Origin of the sequence: Nocardia concava NBRC 100430 (genome assembly GCF_000308815.1) — a bacterium.
Taxonomy (GTDB): Bacteria; Actinomycetota; Actinomycetes; order Mycobacteriales; family Mycobacteriaceae; genus Nocardia; species Nocardia concava.
Genome location: NZ_BAFX01000123.1, coordinates 60,813 through 80,177 on the forward strand (window position 1 = coordinate 60,813; position 19,365 = coordinate 80,177).

The 19,365-nt window shown below is 67.7% G+C and carries 14 protein-coding genes and 2 pseudogenes; 10 read left to right on the plus strand and 6 right to left on the minus strand.

The genetic code is table 11. The annotated features are described in order from the left end of the window. The first annotated feature begins 53 nt into the window (after positions 1–53). From ON43_RS28810 to ON43_RS28830, 5 genes and pseudogenes are all read left to right on the plus strand, one after another. Positions 54–1,418, plus strand: a complete 1,365-nt coding sequence (locus tag ON43_RS28810; RefSeq protein WP_245568793.1) for a type III PLP-dependent enzyme domain-containing protein — start codon at positions 54–56, stop codon at positions 1,416–1,418. A 110-nt stretch (positions 1,419–1,528) separates the two neighbouring features. Beyond that, positions 1,529–2,566 (plus strand): annotated as a pseudogene (locus ON43_RS28815) (PLP-dependent cysteine synthase family protein); the annotation flags it as partial. Positions 2,567–2,934: 368 nt separating this feature from the next. Next, positions 2,935–4,353, plus strand: coding sequence for an MATE family efflux transporter (locus ON43_RS28820; protein WP_040812532.1), 1,419 nt, complete (start codon positions 2,935–2,937; stop codon positions 4,351–4,353). A 156-nt stretch (positions 4,354–4,509) separates the two neighbouring features. Beyond that, a complete protein-coding gene (locus ON43_RS28825; RefSeq protein ID WP_083913811.1) occupies positions 4,510–5,463 on the plus strand; it encodes a metallophosphoesterase in 954 nt (317 codons plus the stop codon). A 110-nt stretch (positions 5,464–5,573) separates the two neighbouring features. Next, positions 5,574–7,490 carry a M3 family metallopeptidase gene (locus tag ON43_RS28830; protein ID WP_040812533.1) on the plus strand — a complete coding sequence of 639 codons (1,917 nt, stop codon included), beginning with the start codon at positions 5,574–5,576 and terminating at the stop codon, positions 7,488–7,490. An 82-nt stretch (positions 7,491–7,572) separates the two neighbouring features. On the opposite strand, the gene ON43_RS28835 is transcribed toward ON43_RS28830, so the two are convergent. Next, entirely contained in the window at positions 7,573–7,953 is a 381-nt protein-coding gene (locus ON43_RS28835; protein WP_040812534.1) for a hypothetical protein, read from the minus strand. 76 nt (positions 7,954–8,029) lie between these two features. After that, a complete protein-coding gene (locus tag ON43_RS28840) occupies positions 8,030–9,463 on the minus strand; it encodes a stealth family protein (protein WP_051179405.1) in 1,434 nt (477 codons plus the stop codon). Positions 9,464–9,977: 514 nt separating this feature from the next. On the opposite strand from ON43_RS28840, the gene ON43_RS28845 reads away from it, so the two are divergent. From ON43_RS28845 to ON43_RS28860, 4 genes and pseudogenes are all read left to right on the plus strand, one after another. Further along, positions 9,978–10,448, plus strand: coding sequence for a pyridoxamine 5'-phosphate oxidase family protein (locus tag ON43_RS28845; RefSeq protein WP_040812535.1), 471 nt, complete (start codon positions 9,978–9,980; stop codon positions 10,446–10,448). A 17-nt stretch (positions 10,449–10,465) separates the two neighbouring features. After that, positions 10,466–11,041, plus strand: coding sequence for a TerD family protein (locus ON43_RS28850; protein WP_040812536.1), 576 nt, complete (start codon positions 10,466–10,468; stop codon positions 11,039–11,041). Continuing rightward, positions 11,038–11,335: pseudogene (locus ON43_RS28855) on the plus strand (MTH1187 family thiamine-binding protein). The gene ON43_RS28850 and the pseudogene ON43_RS28855 overlap by 4 nt, the downstream one beginning before the upstream one ends. A gap of 203 nt (positions 11,336–11,538) precedes the next feature. Further along, entirely contained in the window at positions 11,539–12,489 is a 951-nt protein-coding gene (locus ON43_RS28860) for a Fic family protein (RefSeq protein WP_245568794.1), read from the plus strand. A 19-nt stretch (positions 12,490–12,508) separates the two neighbouring features. Here ON43_RS28860 and ON43_RS28865 read toward each other — a convergent pair whose 3' ends face one another. The 3 genes from ON43_RS28865 to mfd are packed head-to-tail and all read right to left on the minus strand — an operon-like array spanning position 12,509 to position 17,892. Then, on the minus strand, positions 12,509–13,483 hold the full coding sequence (locus ON43_RS28865; RefSeq protein ID WP_040812537.1) for a hypothetical protein: 975 nt from the start codon (positions 13,481–13,483) through the stop codon (positions 12,509–12,511). A gap of 42 nt (positions 13,484–13,525) precedes the next feature. After that, positions 13,526–14,278 (minus strand): nucleoside triphosphate pyrophosphohydrolase, encoded by a 753-nt coding sequence (locus ON43_RS28870; protein WP_040812538.1) that lies wholly within the window; start codon positions 14,276–14,278, stop codon positions 13,526–13,528. Then, positions 14,275–17,892 (minus strand): transcription-repair coupling factor, encoded by a 3,618-nt coding sequence (gene mfd, locus ON43_RS28875; RefSeq protein WP_040812539.1) that lies wholly within the window; start codon positions 17,890–17,892, stop codon positions 14,275–14,277. The genes ON43_RS28870 and mfd overlap by 4 nt, the downstream gene beginning before the upstream one ends. Positions 17,893–18,141: 249 nt before the next feature. On the opposite strand from mfd, the gene ON43_RS28880 reads away from it, so the two are divergent. Further along, the gene (locus ON43_RS28880) at positions 18,142–18,534 is read left to right on the plus strand and encodes a DUF1801 domain-containing protein (RefSeq protein ID WP_040812540.1); all 393 of its coding nucleotides are present in this window, start codon (positions 18,142–18,144) and stop codon (positions 18,532–18,534) included. 127 nt (positions 18,535–18,661) lie between these two features. Here ON43_RS28880 and ON43_RS28885 read toward each other — a convergent pair whose 3' ends face one another. Beyond that, positions 18,662–19,309 (minus strand): TetR family transcriptional regulator, encoded by a 648-nt coding sequence (locus ON43_RS28885; protein ID WP_040812541.1) that lies wholly within the window; start codon positions 19,307–19,309, stop codon positions 18,662–18,664. Positions 19,310–19,365: the final 56 nt, after the last annotated feature.

Sequence of the window (19,365 nt, forward strand, 5' to 3'; positions counted from 1 at the left end):
CTGCACAGAATTCCCGTACTCCACAGCGGAGGGAGAACGCTCTGACCGACACGTTGAAGTCCCTGACCGTGCCGCCCGGCTACTCCGAGATCACCGCCACCCCGATGCCCGCGCATCGCGACGAATGGGAGCATCGGCTCCTCGCCGACCCGAATCTGCTGCGCGACATCGCCTCTCACGTCGCGGGCCCGTTCCACCTCCTCTATCCGCCCCGGGTCGCGGCCAATATCCGCGCCTTCCAGCGGGTGTTCCTGGAGTCCGGGGTGGAGGGCGACATCTATTACGGCAAGAAGGCGAACAAATCCCCGAGCGTGGTGCGCGTGTGCGCGGAAACCGGTGCGGGAGTGGATGTCTCCAGTACCGGCGAGTTCCTGTCCGCCCTGCGCGGCGGGGTGCGCGGCATGGATCTGATGGTCACCGGGCCCGCCAAATCCGATCAGCTGCTGCACCTCTCGGCCAATTACGGCGCCCTGATCGCCATCGACGACCTGGACGAACTCGCGCGCCTCACGAGCCTGGGCATTCCGGCCCGCGTGCTGCTGCGGGTGCTGCCGCCGAACTCCACGAGCCGCTTCGGCATGACCGACTCCGAGCTCGAACTGGCCCTCACCCTCGCCGATACCGATCTGATCCGGTTGGAGGGCTTCAGCTTTCACCTCCAGGGCTACGACTTCCTGCCGCGCGCGGAGCTGGCCCACCGGCTCATCGACCGCTGCCTGGCGGCCCGCGGCGAGGACCGCCCGTTCGCCACCATCTCCATCGGTGGCGGCTTCGGCGTCGACTATCTGCCCGCCGAGGCCTGGGACACCTTCCTGGAGGGCGTGAATCCGCGTTGGTTCCACGGCGACCGCGCGCCGCATCCGGAGTCCTACTACCCGTACCACTGCCCGACTCCCGGCCCCTCGATGCTCGCCGCGGTCCTGGCCCACGGCAACCTGGGCGACCGACTGCGTTCGGCCGGAATACGTTTGGCCATCGAACCCGGCCGCGCCCTGCTGGACCAGGCCGGCTGCTCGGTCTTCCAGGTCCAGGGCGTGAAGGTCCGCCGCGCCCACGGCTTCCCCTACATGATCCTGACCGTGAACGGCACCAGCCTCAGCCTCTCCGAACAATGGTTCGACTCCGAATACCTGCCCGATCCGGTGCTGTGGCCCCGATACCCGGGCTCGATCACCCCGACCTGCGTCAGCGGCGCCTCCTGCCTCGAGGAGGACATGCTCAGCTGGCGTCGCATCCCGCTCCCCCGCGCCGCCGCGACGGACGATCTTCTCATTTACCCCAATACGGCCGGGTACCAGATGGATTCCAACGAGTCCGCATTCCACGACTTGCCGATTCCGCCCAAAATCGTGTTACGCGACGTTTCAGCGGAGCGAAGTTATGAATGGGATCTGGAAGTGCCGGGAACCGTGGACTAACGTTTCCCCCGGCCGGTGTAAACAGCTCTGAACTGTCTATATCCATAATGCCCGTTATCCATGCCCCCGTTACCCCATGCGCCACCGACTTCCTTAAGGAGAAGCCCTCGATGCCGGTTATTGCCAGGCGTGTGTCGGAGTTGATCGGACAGACCCCTCTGTTCGAGCTGGCCGTCAGCGCAGCGACCGGGTCACGGCTATTCCTGAAGCTCGAGACGATGAACCCGACGGGGGCCGCGAAGATCAGGATGGCGCGCTCGATGGTGCTCGACGCCGAGCGGCGCGGGCTGCTGCGGCCGGGCGGGCACATCATCGAATCCACCTCGGGGAACACGGGTTTGGGGCTCGCGGTGGTGGCGCGGGAGCGGGGCTACCGTTTCACGGCGGTGGTGGACCATCACGCGTGCACCGCGAAACTGAACGCCATGCGGGCGATGGGCGCGGAACTGGAATTCGTTTCCGACGAAGGGGACGACGGGCTCTCCACCTCGGCGCGTGAGGAACGCGCGGCGGAGATGGCGGCGCAGGAAGGACCCGGCGCGTATTTCCCGGCGCAGCACGAGAATCTGGCCAATGGCGTCGGGTATTTCGGGCTGGCGGAGGAATTGCTGACCGATCTGGCGAAGATCGACATTCTGGTCGGGGCCGTCGGCACCGGCGGGTCGCTGTTCGGCACCGCCGAGGGATTACGGGCGCAGGGCTGCGTTCCGCGACTGGTCGGGGTCGAGCCGGAGGGTTCGATCGCGTTCGGCGGTCCGGCGCACGACTATTGGCAGTCCGGAACGGGCACCCCCGAGGGAGCGGTGCCGGGCGTGCATGTCGATCGGGATCTGCGGCTCATCGACGAGCGCGACCGGATCAAGGTCTCCGATGTGGACGCCTTCGCCACCACGCGGGCCCTGGCCGCGCGGCTCGGGCTGATGATCGGCGGGTCCTCGGGCAGCTCGGTGTACGCGGCGCTGACCCGTCTCGACGAGTTCCCCGACCATTCGATCGTGGTCGTCATCATCAATGACGACGGCGAGAAGTACCTCGACACCGTGTTCGACGACGAATGGATGAGCGACCGCGACCTGCTCGACAAGGAGCGCGAGGACGTCGTCACCGCACTGCTCGCGCGGCATCGGCCCCCGAACCGGCCGGATCCGGGCGAGATCGAGGTGCTGCGCCATCTGCACTACGCCCTGCCCGACACCTTCGCCATCGAGAACGGTCTCACCGGTGCGACGCTCGAGGACTACGCCGATGAGCAGGTACCGCGGGCCAAGCTGATTCACCTGCTGCATCTGGTGGACATGCCGCTGCACGAGATCGGCGAGCTGCTGGCCGGCGGTGAGGATCACGTGTACCTCGCGCTGGAGAAGCACCGGCAGCGGCTGGCCGATCAGGCCACCCTGGTCGCGCAGGCCCTGGCGAGCATGCGCGCACAGCAGCGGGACCTGCGCGAGCACGAGCGGACGCACACCATCCTCGTGCCCGACGCGATGGCGGCGGAGATGGACGGGGCCGCCGCGAAATGAGCGGCACGCCTCACGAATCCGATAGGCGACACCGGCAATCCGATGGGCGGCAGCTGACTTCGCTGGCCACGCCCATCGCCTTGACTCAGCTTGCGCAGGTTGCGGTGTCCACCACCAATATCGCGTTGATGGGGACGCTGGGGGTGCGGGAGGTGGCCGCGGGCGGGCTGGCGTTGGTGTTGTTCAACCAGATTCGGACCATGTGCGTCGGGTTGATCACCGGGACCGGCAATCAGGTGGCGACCGTGGTGAGCCGGGCCGAGAAGCAGGGGCGACGGGGCGAGGCGCAGGTTCGGGCGGTGGTGCGGTCCAGTTTCCTGATCGCGACGCTGGCCGGATTGCTCGGTGGCGCACTGCTTATCGGGCTCGGGTGGGCACTGCGGTGGCTCGGGCAGGATGCCGCGGTGCTGGCCGAGGCCCGGCCGATGATGGTGGCACTCGCACCGGGGCTGGTGCCGTGCCTGTGGTTCCAGGTGTTGCGGCAGTACACGGTCGGAATGCAGCGGCCGCAGGCGCTACTGCTGGTGACGCTGGGGTCGGTGGCGTTGAACCTGGCGCTGGCGCTGGCGTTCATCCACGGGTGGGCGGGGCTGCCGGAGCTGGGGTTGACCGGTGTCGGCGTGGCCACCTCGCTGGTCTTCCTGATCACCTTCGGCGTGTTCTGGGCGATGGTGCGGCGCGATACGAAACTCGGTGCGACACTGCCGCTTCGGATGTGGCCGGTGCATGCGGCGACGGTGTGGGAGGAGCTGCGGCTGGGGACGCCGATCGCGCTCACCTACGGGTCCGAGGCGGGCATGTTCTCGGTGCTGGCGCTGGTCATGGGCAGTCTCGGCGCGGCCGCACTGGCCGCCCACAATGTCGTCTATCAGATCGTGTACATCGTGTTCCAGGTGGCGATCGGGCTCTCGCACGGCGCCTCGATCCTGGTGAGCAAGGCGGTCGCGCGGGACGAATTCACGCACGCGCGATCGGTCGCTTGGCTGGCTCTGCGGTTCGCGGGACTCGTCGCCGGGCTCACCGGCATCGCCTATGTGGCCGCACCGGATTGGGTGCTGCGCCCGTTCCTGGCCGACAGCGACGCGGCCACCATCGCGCTGGCGCACACGCTGCTGCTGATCGCCATCGTGCTGCAGTTCTTCGACGCGGCCCAGAACATCGGCGTCGGTCTGCTGCGCGGGCTCAAGGACACCAAGGCCGGGTTCCGGCTCTCCCTGGTCGGCTACTGGATTGTGGGATTGCCCACTGCGCTGCTGCTCGCCTTCCCCGCGAATCTGGGCGCGGCGGGCGTCTGGTGGGGTCTGACCGCCGGTCTGGCCACCACCGCTGCCCTTATGCTGCGCCGCTACTTCACCCTGCTGCATGTGCGTGAGCAGGAACATCCGCGGGTGCTGGCCGGTAGCCTCGGGCATTAGCCCGACATCCAAATCTCACCTTCCCGCAAGCATGTCGTCACTGCACGCGGGCAACCTGAAAGAAACGGCTTTCGCTATTCTGGCGACGATATCGGCAAAGAGCGTCAACAGAATCGGCAAGCCAGGGCGCAACCACCAATGCCGGGGAGGATGTCCGTGTACATCTCGCGAGTCGCCGAGTATCCGAAACCGGATCACGTGCTGTTCCACTTCAGTGACACGCACCTGATCGCGGCCGACACCGAACTCTACGACGCCGTCGACGCCGAGGCGCGCCTGTCCACCCTGCTGGGCCAGGCCGAGGCCAGCCGCATCGCGCCGACCGCCATCGTCTTCACCGGCGACCTCACCGACCGAGGTGAGCCGGGCGCCTACCGCAAGCTGCGCGATCTGGTCGAGCCGTGGGCCGAGCGCATCGGCGCGCCCGTGGTGTGGGTCGCGGGCAACCACGACGAGCGGGGCGTGTTACGCGAGCACCTGCTGGACGAAAAGCCTTCCGGCACACCGTTCGACACCGTGCACATGTACGACGGCCTGCGCATCATCGCCCTCGACACCACGGTCCCCGGCCACCACTGGGGCGAGATCACCGATGCGCAATTGCGCTGGCTGCGTGACGTTCTCGCCGAGCCGGCGCCCTTCGGCACCGTGCTCGCCATGCACCACCCGCCCATCCCCTGCGTGCAGGATCTGGCCGTGCTGGTGGAGCTACGCGAACAGCGCCGCCTCGCCGACGTCCTCGACGGCACCGACGTCCGCGCGATTCTGGCCGGGCACCTGCATCTTTCGAGCACCGCGACCTTCGCCGGGATCCCGGTCTCGGTCGCCTCGGCCACCTGCTACAGCCAGGACATGGCCGCCGCGGAAGGCGGCCAGCGCGGTCGCGACGGCGCGCAAGCCTTCAACTACGTGCACATCTACCCCGACACCATCGTCCACTCGGTGGTGCCCATCGGCGCCGGGCCGACCGTCGGCAACCCCTCGGATCCCGAGCAGGCGGCGAACAAACTCGCCGACGCCGGAATCGTGATACCCCCCGCGGCCCGCATCCCACACGTCCTCCGCCGCCGGACCGAGGCCCCCGAGTCCGACGGCGAGACGGTTCTGTGAGGGGTCACCAGAGCTCGGTGAAGGTTCACCGGCACCGGACGAGCGTCGAAATCGCCTCCGGCCACGCCTGATCCGGAGACGCCCGCGCTTCCCCCCGGTAGATTCGGGAGATGCCGAACGAACCGCTTGTGCTGCCGCCCGATGACTGGTCCGAGTGGCTGTCTGGTTACGTCCAGGACCGGTTGGATTCCGCGGCAGCGATATTGGAGCGGCTCCGGGCGGGGGACGGTTCCGGCACGATAGGCGTGCTCGACCTGTGGAACGACGCCGATATCGCATTGAACGGCGCGCGTTCCGCCGCCGGGCTGTTCGCTGAGGTCCACACCGATCCCGAGGTGCGCAAGCTCGGCGACGAACTGGTGCAGCGGATCGACCGGGCCCGCACCGATCGCGAACTCGACCGCACGCTCTACGACATCGTCGCCGCGACGTCCCCGGCCGGGCTGGACGCGGCGGCCGCACGCATGCGCGAGCATGTGCTGCGCGACTTCCGGCGCAGCGGTGTGGATCGCGACGACGACACCCGGGCGCGGCTGCGGGAGATCTCCGAACGGCTCGTCGTGCTGGAGCAGGATTTCGGCCGGACCATCCGCGAGGACGTCCGCACGGTCCGGCTCGCGCCCGAGCAGCTCGACGGGATGCCCGACGACTTCATCGCCGCGCACCCGCCCGCCGCGGACGGATCGGTCACGGTCACCACCGATTACCCCGACTACCTCCCGTTCCGGACCTACGCCCGCGACGCCGAGGCGCGCCGCCTGCTGACGCTCGAATTCGAGAGTCGCGGATGGCCGGCCAACAGCGCTGTGCTGCAGGAGATGCTCGAGCTGCGCGATGAGAAGGCGCGGCTGCTCGGTTTCGGCGGCTGGCCCGACTACGACGCCGATGTCAAGATGATCGGAAACGGCGCGGCCATCGCCGATTTCATCGAGGAGGTCGCGGCGGCGGCCGATGCGGCGGGTCGGCGCGATCTCGACCTGCTGCTCGCGCGTCGCCGCAAGGACGAGCCCGGCGCCACCGCGATCGACCGTTCCGAGAGCGCCTACTACACCGAGCTGATCCGCGGCGAACAGTACGACGTGGACGCGCGGGAAGTGCGCCGGTACTTCGCCTTCGACCGGGTCCGGGCCGGGCTGCTCGAGGTCACCGGCCGCCTGTTCGGCCTGGAATACCGCCCGGTCGAGGTGCCGCGCTGGCACGACGACGTCACCGCCTACGACGTCTACTCCGAGAACGAGCACCTCGGCCGGATCTACCTCGATCTGCATCCGCGCGACGGAAAGTACAAGCACGCAGCACAATTCGACCTGGTCGCGGGAGTCACCGACCGCCTGCTGCCCGAGGGCGTGCTGGTCTGCAACTTCTCCCGCGGCCTGATGGAGCACCGCGAAGTCGTCACGCTCTTCCACGAATTCGGGCATCTGCTGCACCATGTACTCGGCGGCCGGCAGCGCTGGGCGCGGTTCTCCGGTGTCGCCACCGAATGGGATTTCGTCGAGGCGCCCTCCCAGATGCTGGAGGAATGGGCCTGGGACGCAACCATTCTGGGGACCTTCGCGGTCGACGAGACCGGCGCGGTCATTCCACCCGAACTGGTGGAGCGCATGCGGGCGGCGCGCCGGTTCGGCGAGGGGATCTCGGTCCTCACCCAGGTCGGCTACTCCGAGATCTCCTACCGGCTGCACCGCGACCGACCCGCCGACCACGACGCCGCGGTCTTCACCGCCATGGACCGCTACAGCCCGATCGCCACCCTGCCCGGAACCCACTTCCAGACCTCGTTCGGTCATCTCGCGGGCTACACCTCCGCGTACTACACCTATGTTTGGAGCCTGGTCATCGCGAAGGACCTGTTCTCCGCGTTCGACCCCGCCGACCTGTTCGATCCCGCTGTCGCGCAACGCTATCGGGATCGCATCCTGGCCCCCGGCGGCTCCCGCGACGCGGCCGATCTGGTGGCGGATTTCCTGGGCCGCCCGTTCACCTCCGACGCCTTCACCGCATCGCTCGAGCAACCGCCCGTGTAGCGAGCCGGACGTGACGAAGGAGCGCACCCCATGGGTGCGCTCCTTTCCGGTTCGGGCAGAGGAATTTTCGGGGCAGCGGGATTCAGTCGATCTTGACGCTCATGCCGTAGTCGATGGTGGCGTGGCTGGGCGAGGTGACCTTCAGCTGGTAGGAACCGTTGACCGGCAGCACGACCCGCGACCACTGCCGCTGGTAGGACAGGGTCCCGGTGGGCCCGGTGATGGTGACGACCGCGTCCGACCAGTTCGGGCTCGCCTCGACGATCATGACCTGACCGCCGCGGGCGTCGACCTGGTAGGTGTCGTGGCCGAAGCCCTGCACATGGCCGCTCACGTACCCGTTGTCGGTGCCGTAGGCGAAGTAGATCTGCTGGACGTTGTCGGCGGAGGCGGACCCGGCGCCGAGGATGGTGGCGGTCGACGCGGCGGCGAGAACGGCGGCGGCGAGGAATTTCTTCTGCATGCGCCAAGAGTCGGTCCCGCCGCCAATCGGATTCCAACGGCGGACTATCGGCCCACGCCACCGCCCGTTCCCACCGTCAGGCCGCGCCGGATTCGAATGCCGTCATGGTTCCCGCGATCGTCTCCGGCTTCTCCCAGGGCGCCGGTTCCGGGAAGTAGGTTTCCAGGAATTCCGAGACGGCTCGGACCCGTTCGGCCTCCGGGACCTCCGGGAAGCTGCCGTCGTTGAGGCAGAAGAAATCCACATTGCGCCGCTTGGCCAGACCCTCGAGCAGGGCCAGGCCCGTGTACGAGGTGGTGTCCACGTACCGCATCTTGGCGGCCTCCTGCGGGACCGCGCGGCCGGTGAGCAGGGCGTAGTAGTGGTAGAGCGAATTGGTGACCGAGATGTCGGTGGCGGCGCGGAAGCGGCTGGCGCGGGTGCGGGCGAAGTCCTCGGCGAAGACCTCCTCCATCTCCAGGAGCACGCTGCGGCGCAAGGGAACCGGGGTGTGCTCGAGGTGACGCGTGATGACGTGGCCGAAGCGCTGGGTCAGCAGCGCGCGGTTCACGCGGGCGGCGTTCTCGAAGCCGCTGCGACGTTCATTGTTGGCGCCGGGGCCGATTCGGGTGCCCGCCTCGATGTAGCGGCTGATGCCCGCGGGCGTGAAGAACATGGACGGCCGCACGGGGCGGGCGAAGAACATGTCGTCGTTGGAGTAGAGGAAATGCTCCGACAGTCCCTCGATGTGCTGCAACTGGCATTCCACCGCATGGGAATTGAAGATCGGCAGCGCGCTGATATCCGAGAAGTGGTCCACCGCACGGACAATGGTGACCTTCGGATCGTCGGCCAGCCAGTCCGGGACACGGGAATCGGTGGCGATGAAGATGCGGCGGATCCACGGCGCGTTCTTGTGCACCGAGCGCAGGGCGTAACGCAGTTCGTCGATCTGGCGGATGCGGGCATCGGCCTCGTCGCCCTCGCCGACCACCACCTGCGCCATCATTCCCGCACGGCGGGCGCGGAATTCGGGATCGCTGCCGTCCACCCAGGAGAACACCAGGTCGATGTCGAAGGGGACATCGGTGGCGTGCGGGGTGAACATGCCGGCCAGGGTGGGCCAGCTGGCGTCGTAGAGCAGCACGGTGGTGGGTTCCACGTCGGCGACGTCGAAGACCATGCGGGTCAAGGCATTCGGGCGCGGGCATTCGACGGTGTCGCCGTGGTACTCCCACAGTTCGACCTCGACGTGATGGGCCGGATCCAGGTCGCGGCCGAGCCGGAAGACATTGTGCTGCTTCTCATTGCAGGAGAATCCGGCGACGACGGCGGCCCCGAGGACCCGTCGCAGCGCGGCCCGATGACCGCTGTCCACTGCCAATATCAGCCGATGGGCGGCGTCGCGGACCAGCAGATAGGGGACATCGGCCAGCGACAGTTCGGCCCGCAGGTAGCGCAGGTCCTCTATCACCGCATTCGATACCACCAGATTCGCCACGGTCCCCCGTCCCACCAACTCGTCCACCATCACGGTCTCCACTCTCTTCGCACTGCACTTCAAGACGCGCTGCACTTCGTGATGCGCTGCACCTCACGTCCGATCCCCTCGCGGAGGCACGGCGTCGACGCCGGCCCGGATGTTCTCCGAGCCGGCCCGCGCCGTGAATCCGGTTGAAAAACTTCTGCGTTCGTCGACGCCACCGCGCGCATCGTCAGAAGATGCCGTGCCGGGCGGACGAGCTTCACCGGGCGGTCATCGGCCGGTTACTCGCATGACCTCGTTCAGTCGAGGGACTGTAACGAATGATGCAGCCGTTATCGCTTCTCGTCAATCCGTTCCCCCGCAGGTCCGCGTATGTTTTCACAGTCGTTACCGACAAACCGGTCAGGTTGTACGGGCCGCGGGCCCGTTTCGGAGGCCAGCGGGCCAGCGCGGCAACGGCATACACTTGCGACAGCACAGTCCAGCCCGCTGTGCGGGAGTCAATGGTGAGGTGACGCGGATGGTAGCCGAAGCGCGGGAACGTCAGGAGCCCTCGACAATGGCAGAGCCCGATGACCACTCGACAGCGCAAGACCACCCCGAATTGGACGCCCTACCCGACTGGCCGCTCGACACCATCGCCGTGCTGGTGACCACCGATCCGGCACCGCACGCGATTCCGGTCTCGTGGCCGGTGCGCGCCGGAGACCGTCGAATCCTGCTCAGCCTCAAGTCCGATCGCGGTTCGCTGGCGCGGCTGCGGGAGCGGCCCGAGGTGGCGCTGCTGATCCTGGGCGGCGGCAATGTCGCGCTGTGCGCGCGGGGCGCAGCGCGGGTGATCGCCGATCCGCTGCCGGGCGCCGACGATTATGTCGCGGTGGAATTGAACGTCGCGGCGATCGACGATCACCGGCAGTCCGCGTTCGCGGTGGCCTCGGGAATTCAACGCACCGTCCTCGACGACACCGAACTACGCTATCTGGAGAAACGGGTCGCCGTACTCAAAGCCATGGCGGCCGATCAGAACTGAGTATCGAAGGAGACCGCGTGTCTGTCAGCTTGGCCAAGGGCGGAAACGTTTCGCTGTCCAAACAAGCCCCGAATCTGACCAAGGTCTCGGTGGCGCTGGGCTGGGACGTGCGCACCACCACCGGCGCCGATTACGACCTCGACGCCAGCGCGCTGGCCTGCGGATCCAACCAGCGTGTGCTGTCCGACGCGCACTTCATCTTCTACAACAACCTGCGCTCCCCCGAGGGCACCATCGAGCACACCGGTGACAACCTCACCGGTGCGGGCGACGGGGACGACGAGGTGATCAATGTCGACCTGGCCGCCATGCCGCCGACCATCACCAATATCTTCTTCCCCGTCTCCATTCACGAGGCCGATGTCCGCCGCCAGTCCTTCGGTCAGGTCCGCAACGCCTACATCCGCGTGATCGACGCGGCCACCGGCTCCGAACTGGCCCGCTTCGACCTCACCGAGGACGCCTCCACCGAAACCGCCATGGTCTTCGGCGAGCTCTACCGCCACGGCCCGGAATGGAAGTTCCGCGCCATCGGCCAGGGCTACGCCTCCGGCCTGGCCGGCATCGCCCGCGACTACGGCGTGAACGTGTGATCGTCGCCTTCTCGGTCACCCCCGCTCGGCGTCGGCGCGGACGTCGGCCGCGCCGTCGCCGAAGCGGTCCGCATCGTCCGAGCCAGCGGCCTCCCCAACGAAACCAACGCCATGTTCACCACTCTCGAGGGTGAATGGGACGAGGTCATGGCCGTCGTCAAACAGGCCACCGACGCCATCCTCGCCGTGGCCCCGCGCTGCAGCCTCGTCCTCAAGGCCGACATCCGCCCGGGCGTCACCGACGCGATGAAGTCCAAGGTCGAATCCGTGGAGCGCTACCTCGCGGAGGAGTAGCGACCATCACGCTGTTCCGGACACCTACCCTGACCGCAGCCGACACCCGTGTCCTTGCCGATGTGGATCGGATGCGAACTGAACTGCGTCATCGGCTTCGGTTGAATTCCGACAAATGGGTACAGCGGCTACGCGAGTTCCTCGTTGCGGACTCGATTGCCGCATCGAACTCGATCGAGGGTTTCAACGTCCCCACCGTCGACGTGGCCGACCTGATCGCAGGCGACCGAGACGTCGACACTCCCGACGAGAACAAGGACGAGACACTCGCCTACTCCCAGATGATGGGCTACATCCGACTGTGTGGCGACGACCGCAGCTTCAGCTACGACAACAGCGTTCTCAACGCATTGCACTGGATGCTGCAGGGACACCGGCACTCCGAGCGCCGCCCGGCCGGGCGGTGGCGGCGCGGCCCGGTCTACGTGACCGATACACGCGACCCGACCACCGTCGCGTACACCGCACCGGATGCCGGGCAGGTACCCGCCCTGATGGATGAGTTGATCGAGTGGCTGAACACCGATGACGAATCTCCTCCACTCGTCCGCGCGGCGATGGCACATCTGCACCTCGTCTGCGTTCACCCCTGGGCGGACGGCAACGGGCGCATGTCCCGATCCCTGCAAACACTGCTGATCGCGCGCGAAGGGGTTCTCGCACCTGAGTTTTCGTCGATCGAGGCGTGGCTCGGCAGGCCGGGCAACACGTGGGAGTACTACCAGGTGCTCAACCGCAAGGGCAGCACCTACCAGCCGGATCAGGATGTGTCCGAGTGGATTCGGTTCAACCTGACCGCTTATCACCAGCAGGCTCAAACCGTCCATGCGCGCTGGGTCCGCTCCGGCTCGGTGTGGGCGATGCTCGATGACTACGTCGCGGGGATCCGCCTCGATGAACGATTCGTCAGCGCACTGCATGACGTCGCGATGTCCGGCCGAGTCCGTCGCACCCGATACGAGCAGGCCGAAGGGTTGAGTCTGCAGCAGGCGCAACGCGATCTACGCGATCTGGTGTCACTGGGCGTACTCGAGCCGGTCGGCAGAACCCGAGCCCGGTTCTACACCGCCGGATCGAATTTTCCGGCCCATGTCCTCGAGGTCGCCAGCACCCCAACCGTTCTCGACAATCCCTACAGGTCACGAGCTATTTAGGCAGTAGACCCCGGGCCGGTCACGAGATGCGCTGGCGGAGCCAGGTGGGGATTTCGTCGCCGGCTCGGGGGTAGGTGGCCAGTTCGCGGCGGCATTCGTCCGGCTCGGGGATGGGGAGCCAGTCGGGGATCTCCTTGAAGGAGAGGGTGAATTCGGCTCGGGAGGAGTCGGCGCGGAGGAGGACCTGACCGGAGAGCCAGGTGCCGGTCATCTGGTCGTAGCAGACTTCCTTGAGGCGATTGAGGAGCATGAGGACCTCCTCGGAGGGCTGGAGGTCGTCGGCCTCGGGCTCGGTGGGTTCCATTTGGATGCCGGCGTGGCCGTCGTCGCCGACCAGGGAGAACCAGAGGACCGCCAGGTGCCAGTCCACGGGTAGGGCGTCGGTGAGGGCGCTGACCAAGGCGCTTTCGACCATGTCGCGATCGGCGGAGCGGGGACTGCTGGGCGGCGGGTCGGCGGGTTCGTCGCCGGGTGCGCCGACCGCCAGATCGGGATGGTGCTCGCGCATGACCTCGACCACGGCGGGCACCGGGACGGGTAGGCGCTCGGGGACGATGTAGAGCGGGCGGTCGATGTTCTTGCGGGCGGCGGCATCGCCGAGAGCGTGGACGCGGTCGCGGAATTCGCCGGGATCGCGCAGCACCACCTCGGCGAATTTCTCCTCGCGGCCGCCCTTGCGCAGTCGTCCGATGCCCAGGCGCAGGCGCACGACTTCGCTCCACGCCACGTGCGGGTAGCCGCGGTAGGTGAAGCCGTGATCGGTGATCACCAGGGTGGGCTGCGGGCGGATCAGGTCGTCGAGCATGGCGTACACCCCGAAACCGAACAACGCCATGGCGAATCCGCCCAGCACCCGCAGCACCACGTGTTCCTGACCGTCGAACACCACGAACCCGGGCAGCGCGGTCATCACGAGAAAGAAGACCAGCGCGCCGATCGCACCCGCTTTCGGCGGGTAGTACTCGGTGATCGATTCGCGCCCCGAAGCTTGCACCCCCAAGACGCTAGCCGAAACGAGCCGAAGGCAACACCGCCGTTATCGCCCGGCACCGGTTCCGCTATGCCAGTACGCGCGCCAGTCCGCCGCGTCCAGCGCCCGCCGCTCACCGCGCGCGAATTCGGCGGCGTCCTCGGCGGCGCGAATCCGACCGGCGAATTCGAGAGTGGCCTTCCGCAACCGTTCTTCGGCGCTGTCGGGCCCGCCGAGCCGCACGACACGCAGATCGTCCGGAATCAAATCCTCCGGTAAACCGGCCTTGATACCTCGTGAGCGAACCTTCTCCGCCAGTGCCAGCGCGGGCTGGGCCATCGCGATGCCGTCCAGGCAGGAGCGGCGCGCCTTCTCGGCGGATTTCCGCTCCTCCCAAGCCTTTTCCTGCGCCGCGATCTTGTCGGCCACCGCCGCGTCCGGATCGATGCCGTATTCGCCGGAGTCGCCGTGCCCGATCAGATGCGGGCTCCGGTGCACCAGCTTGGCCACCAGCGCCGCCGCCACCTCCCCGACCGTGAATTCCCCTGCGGCCTCGGCGATCCGGGAGTGGAACAGCACCTGCAACAGCAGATCCCCCAGCTCCTCCTTGATCGTCTCCGCATCCTCGGCCTGAATGGCATCGAGCAGCTCGTAGGTCTCCTCGAGCAGGTAGGGCCGCAGCGAATCGTGCGTCTGCGTGACCTCCCAGCCCCCGAAGCTCCACAGCCGATCCATCACCTCGACCGCCTCGCCCAGCGCCTCGGTCATGCGCGCGGTATCCACCGCGGACTCGGTCGAGAGATCCTCACCGGATGTCATCGGTCGGCCATCACCTCGGGTGCGACCCTGACATCGACTGCGCCCGGGGCCTTTCCGTCCAGGGCGAGGAGGAGATCGGCGACGAACTGGAGGACCTGGACGTCGCGGACCCGAGCCGCACCGACGCTGTCCTCGACGCGCGGGAGCGGGAGTTGGACGATGCCGGTGGCGGCGCGGTAGGTGGCGTTGGGGTAGAGGCGCTTGAGGCGCATCTGCTTGGAGTCGGGCAGTTGGAGCGGGGACACCTTCAATGTGGTTCCGGTGACGCCGATTTCGGCGATGGCGTACTGGCGGGCCAGCAGGCGCAGCTTGGCCACCGAGACCAGGCGTGCCACCTCGACCGGGAGCGGGCCGTAGCGGTCGACGAGTTCCTCGATGACCGCGGACAGGGCCGAATCATCCTGGGCGGCGGCGAGTTTGCGGTAGCCCTCCAGGCGTAGGCGGTCGGAGGCGATGTAGTCGGGCGGGATGTGGGCGTCGACGGGGAGGTCGATGCGGACCTCCTTGACCTCCTCGTCCACCGTGATCGGGCGGCCGTCGGCGGCGGCGCGGTAGGCCTCCACCGCCTCGCCGACCAGGCGCACGTACAGGTCGAAGCCGACGCCCGCGACATGGCCGGACTGTTCGGCGCCCAGCACGTTGCCCGCGCCGCGAATCTCGAGGTCCTTCATGGCGACCGCCATGCCCGCACCCAGATCCGAGTTCTGGGAGATGGTGGCGAGCCGGTCGTAGGCGGTCTCGGTGAGCGGCTTCTCCGGCGGGTACAGGAAGTAGGCGTAGCCGCGCTCGCGGGAACGGCCGACGCGGCCGCGGAGCTGGTGCAGCTGCGAAAGGCCCAGGGCGTCGGCGCGTTCCACGATCAGCGTGTTGGCATTGGAGATGTCGAGGCCGGTCTCGATGATGGTGGTGCAGACCAGCACGTCGAATTCGCGCTCCCAGAAGCCCTGCACGGTCTTCTCGAGCATGTCCTCGTTCATCTGCCCGTGCGCGACCACTACCCGTGCCTCCGGCACGAGGTCGCGAATCCGCTTGGCCGCCTTGTCGATCGAGGCCACCCGGTTGTGCACGTAGAATACCTGGCCGTCGCGCAGCAGCTCACGGCGCACGGCCGCGGCGACCTGCTTGTCGTTGTACGCGCCCACATAGGTGAGCACCGGATGGCGTTCCTCGGGCGGGGTCAGGATGGTCGACATCTCGCGGATGCCGGCCAGCGACATCTCCAGGGTGCGCGGAATCGGCGTGGCGGACATGGTCAAAACGTCCACGTGCGTGCGCAGCGCCTTGATGTGCTCCTTGTGCTCGACGCCGAAGCGCTGCTCCTCGTCGATGATGACCAGTCCCAGGTCCTTCCACCGCACGCCGGTCTGCAGCAGGCGGTGCGTGCCCACCACGATGTCGACGTCCTTGGTGGTCATGCCCTCCAGGATCTCCCGCGATTCGGCGGGATCGGTGAAGCGCGACAGCCCCTTCACCACCACCGGGAATCCGGCCATCCGCTCGGTGAAGGTCTGCAGATGCTGTTGCGCCAGCAGCGTGGTCGGCACCAGCACGGCGACCTGCTTGCCGTCCTGTACCGCCTTGAAGGCCGCGCGCACCGCGATCTCGGTCTTGCCGTAGCCGACGTCGCCGCAGATGACGCGGTCCATCGGGACCGCCTTCTCCATATCGGATTTCACCTCGGCGATGGCCGAGAGCTGGTCGACGGTCTCGGTGAACGCGAAGGCGTCCTCCATCTCCTGCTGCCACGGCGTGTCGGGCGCGAAGGCGTGGCCGGGCGCGGCCTGCCGGGCGGCGTAGAGCTGCACCAGCTCGGTGGCGATCTCGCGAACCGCCTTGCGCGCCTTGCGTTTCGTATTCGCCCAGTCGGAGCCGCCCAGCTTGGACAGCGACGGCATCTCGCCGCCGACATAGCGCGAGAGCTGATCCAGCGAATCCATCGGCACGAACAGGCGATCGCCCGGCTGCCCACGCTTGCTCGGCGCGTACTCGATGACCAGGTACTCGCGCCGCGCCCCCGCGATGGTGCGCTCGATCATCTCCACGAAGCGGCCGATGCCGTGCTGATCGTGCACCACCATGTCGCCCGCGGTCAGCGCCAGCGGATCGACCTGGTTGCGCCGCTTCGCGGGCAGCTTCTTGCCCTCGCCGGGCGCGGTGACCCGGTTGCCGGTGAGATCGGATTCCGCGATCACCACCAGCTTGGCGTCGTCGAACACGATGCCGTCGTGCAGCGAACCGCACAGCACGCCGACCAGTCCGGGCACCGGTTCGGCGCCCGCCTCGAGGGTCGCGGCGGGCACCTCGGCGTCGGCGAGGCGCTCCAGAATGCGTTGCGCCGTACCGTGTCCGGCCACCACGATGACGGCGCGGCCGCCGGTGGCGACGTGCGCGCGCAGCGAGGCGAAGATGGTGGCGACCAGTTCCTCGGACCCGCGCGCGGAGGCGGCGGCCAGCACCGGCAGCGCGATCTCGTCGGGATGGTCGGCGGCCAGCGGGCTCAGCGTCCACCACGGCAGCCCGCGCCGGTCGGCGTCGGCGTGCACCACGTCCAGACCCCGGTAGCCGGACGCGGCCAGATCCAGGCCGTGCGCGCCCAGCGGCGCGGCCCCGCCGAAGGAGGCCGCCGTCCACGACGCCTCCAGGAACTCCTCACCGGTGCGCACCAGATCGGCCGCGCGGGTGCGGACCTTCTCCGGATCGCACAGCAGCACATGGGTTTCCGCGGGCAGCACATCCACCAGCAGCTGCAGCTCACCCGGCTGCAGTACCGGCAGCAGCGCCTCCATGCCCTCCACCGGGATGCCCTCGGAGATCTTCTCCAGCATCTCGACCAGGGCGGCGTCGGCCGCGTTCTCGGCGGCGACCTGGGCGGCGCGTTCGCGAAGTGCGGTGGTGAGCAACAGTTCCCGGCAGGGCGGCGCGACCACCAGGTCGATGGGCACCTCGTGGATGGAGCGCTGGTCCTGCACCGAGAAGGCGCGCAGTTCGGCGACCTCGTCGCCCCAGAACTCCACGCGCACCGGATGATCCGCCGTCGGCGGGAAGAGGTCCAGGATGCCGCCGCGTACCGCGAACTCGCCGCGCTTGCCGACCATGTCGACCCGCTCGTAGGCGAATTCCACCAGCCGCGAGAGCAATTCGTCGAAGTCGAACTCCGCGCCCTTGGTCAGCACGATGGGCTGGATCTCCCCCAGCCCCGCCGCCATCGGCTGCATGAGCGAGCGCACCGTGGTGACCACCACCCGCAGCGGCCCCGCGAATCCCGGATCCTCCGGATGCGCCAGCCGCCGCAAAACCTGCAACCGCCGGCCCACGGTGTCCGCGCCCGGCGACAGCCGCTCGTGCGGCAGTGTCTCCCAGGACGGGAACAGCGCGACGGTGTCGCCGAGGATCTCGGTCAGCTCGACAGCAAGATCATCGGCCTCCCGCCCGGTCGCCGTCACCACCAGCAACGGCCGCTGCCCGGCAATCGTCGACGCCACGAACGGCCGCACCGCCGAAGGCGCGACCAACATCGCCGACTCCCGCCCGATCAGGCTCCTGACCTGCTCGAGGGCAGCGTCGGCACCCGCCACCGCAGCCAGGCCAGCCAGAGGTGGACGATGGGTGGTCATGGGGCAGACTCCTCGGCGCAGATCAGCGTTTCAGACGGCCGTTCGAGTCTAGGCTCCCCCGCCTCCCCGCGACTTCAGCGGGCGGCTAAGAGCCGTCGACAGTCCCTCATCCGTGCCGGCGGTCGGGTGCCGAACCAATCTTGGACGTACCCAGGGAGTTACCCCGATCGCCACCAAATCAGTTGTCCCCTGGCATACGCAGGCACCGGGTTCACCCCGCGGCCCGCGCGACCGTGCTTTGATGGCGGGATGTCCTATGCGACCGATGCGCGGGTGGACGCCTACATCGACGCCCTGCCCGACTGGCAACAGGCCATCTGCCGCCAGGTCCGCGACCTCGTGCACGAGGCCGACCCGGCCGTGGAGGAGACCATCAAGCGCACCGTCCAGCCCTACTTCGTCCTCGACGGCAATATCTGCGCGCTGCTCTCGACCAAGAAGGCCGTCGACATCTTCCTCTACGACGGCGCGATCGTGCCCGACCCCGACGGCATCATCACCGGCGGCCACGACAACAAGACCGCCCGCATGATCGCCGTCCAGGAGGGCGAAACCCTCAACGCCCCGGCCCTTCTCGCCATGTTCCGCCAGATCATCGCCAACAACCGCGCGGGCGGCTGGCGCAAACTGAAGGGCAAATGAGCCGCAGCGAAGCCCGGGGTCACCGGCGCGAGCCCCTGAGATTCCCGACGCCACGCCCCAGGTTCCAGCCATCCCGCCCTTGGGGTTTCAGGGGCTTGCCCCTGAGAGTCCCGAGAGTTGGATCTCGTTATTGCACGTAGCGGCGCAGGCGGCGGGCCGCGAATTCGCGGAAGTACGCCACCTTCTCCTCGGGCACGATCGAGGGGAGGAGGAAGTACCAGGCGCGTTCCATGCGGGTCGCCATCTGGTCGATGGATTCGGTGCTGACGGCGACGATGTGGACGCCGGTGGTCATCTCCTGGAGGAGCAGGCCGATGGTTTCCGGGTCGAGGTCGGGCTTCAAATCGCCTTGGGTGATGGCGCGTTCGGCGAGCAAACGGTGCGTCTCACCCCACGTCTTGGCGATATTGTCGCCGGTCGCCCCGCGGTAGTCGCCGATCTGGTGGGTGAGTTTGAGCATCGCCCCGACCATCGGATCGTTCATCGTCAGATCGGCCACCACGTAGGTGATCCCGATGCACGCCTCCAGCGCGGGCACCCGCGGATCGAAGAATCCCTGACATGCGCTGATCAGTCGCTCGTTGCCCTGATCCACGACGGCGCGGGCCAGTTCTTCCTTGGAGCCGAAGTGAAAGTACAAGGCGCCCTTGGTCACATTCGACTGCGCGATGATCTCCGAGAGGGACGCGTTCGCGTAGCCCAGTCGCAGAAAGACATCGGCCGCACCCGCGAGCACGGAATCGCGAGTGATCTCCGCACGCGCTTGCCTAGCCATCAGATCCGCCTGTCATCAAACCAGCCATCCTGAAGTAGACCGATATCCCGAAGTTG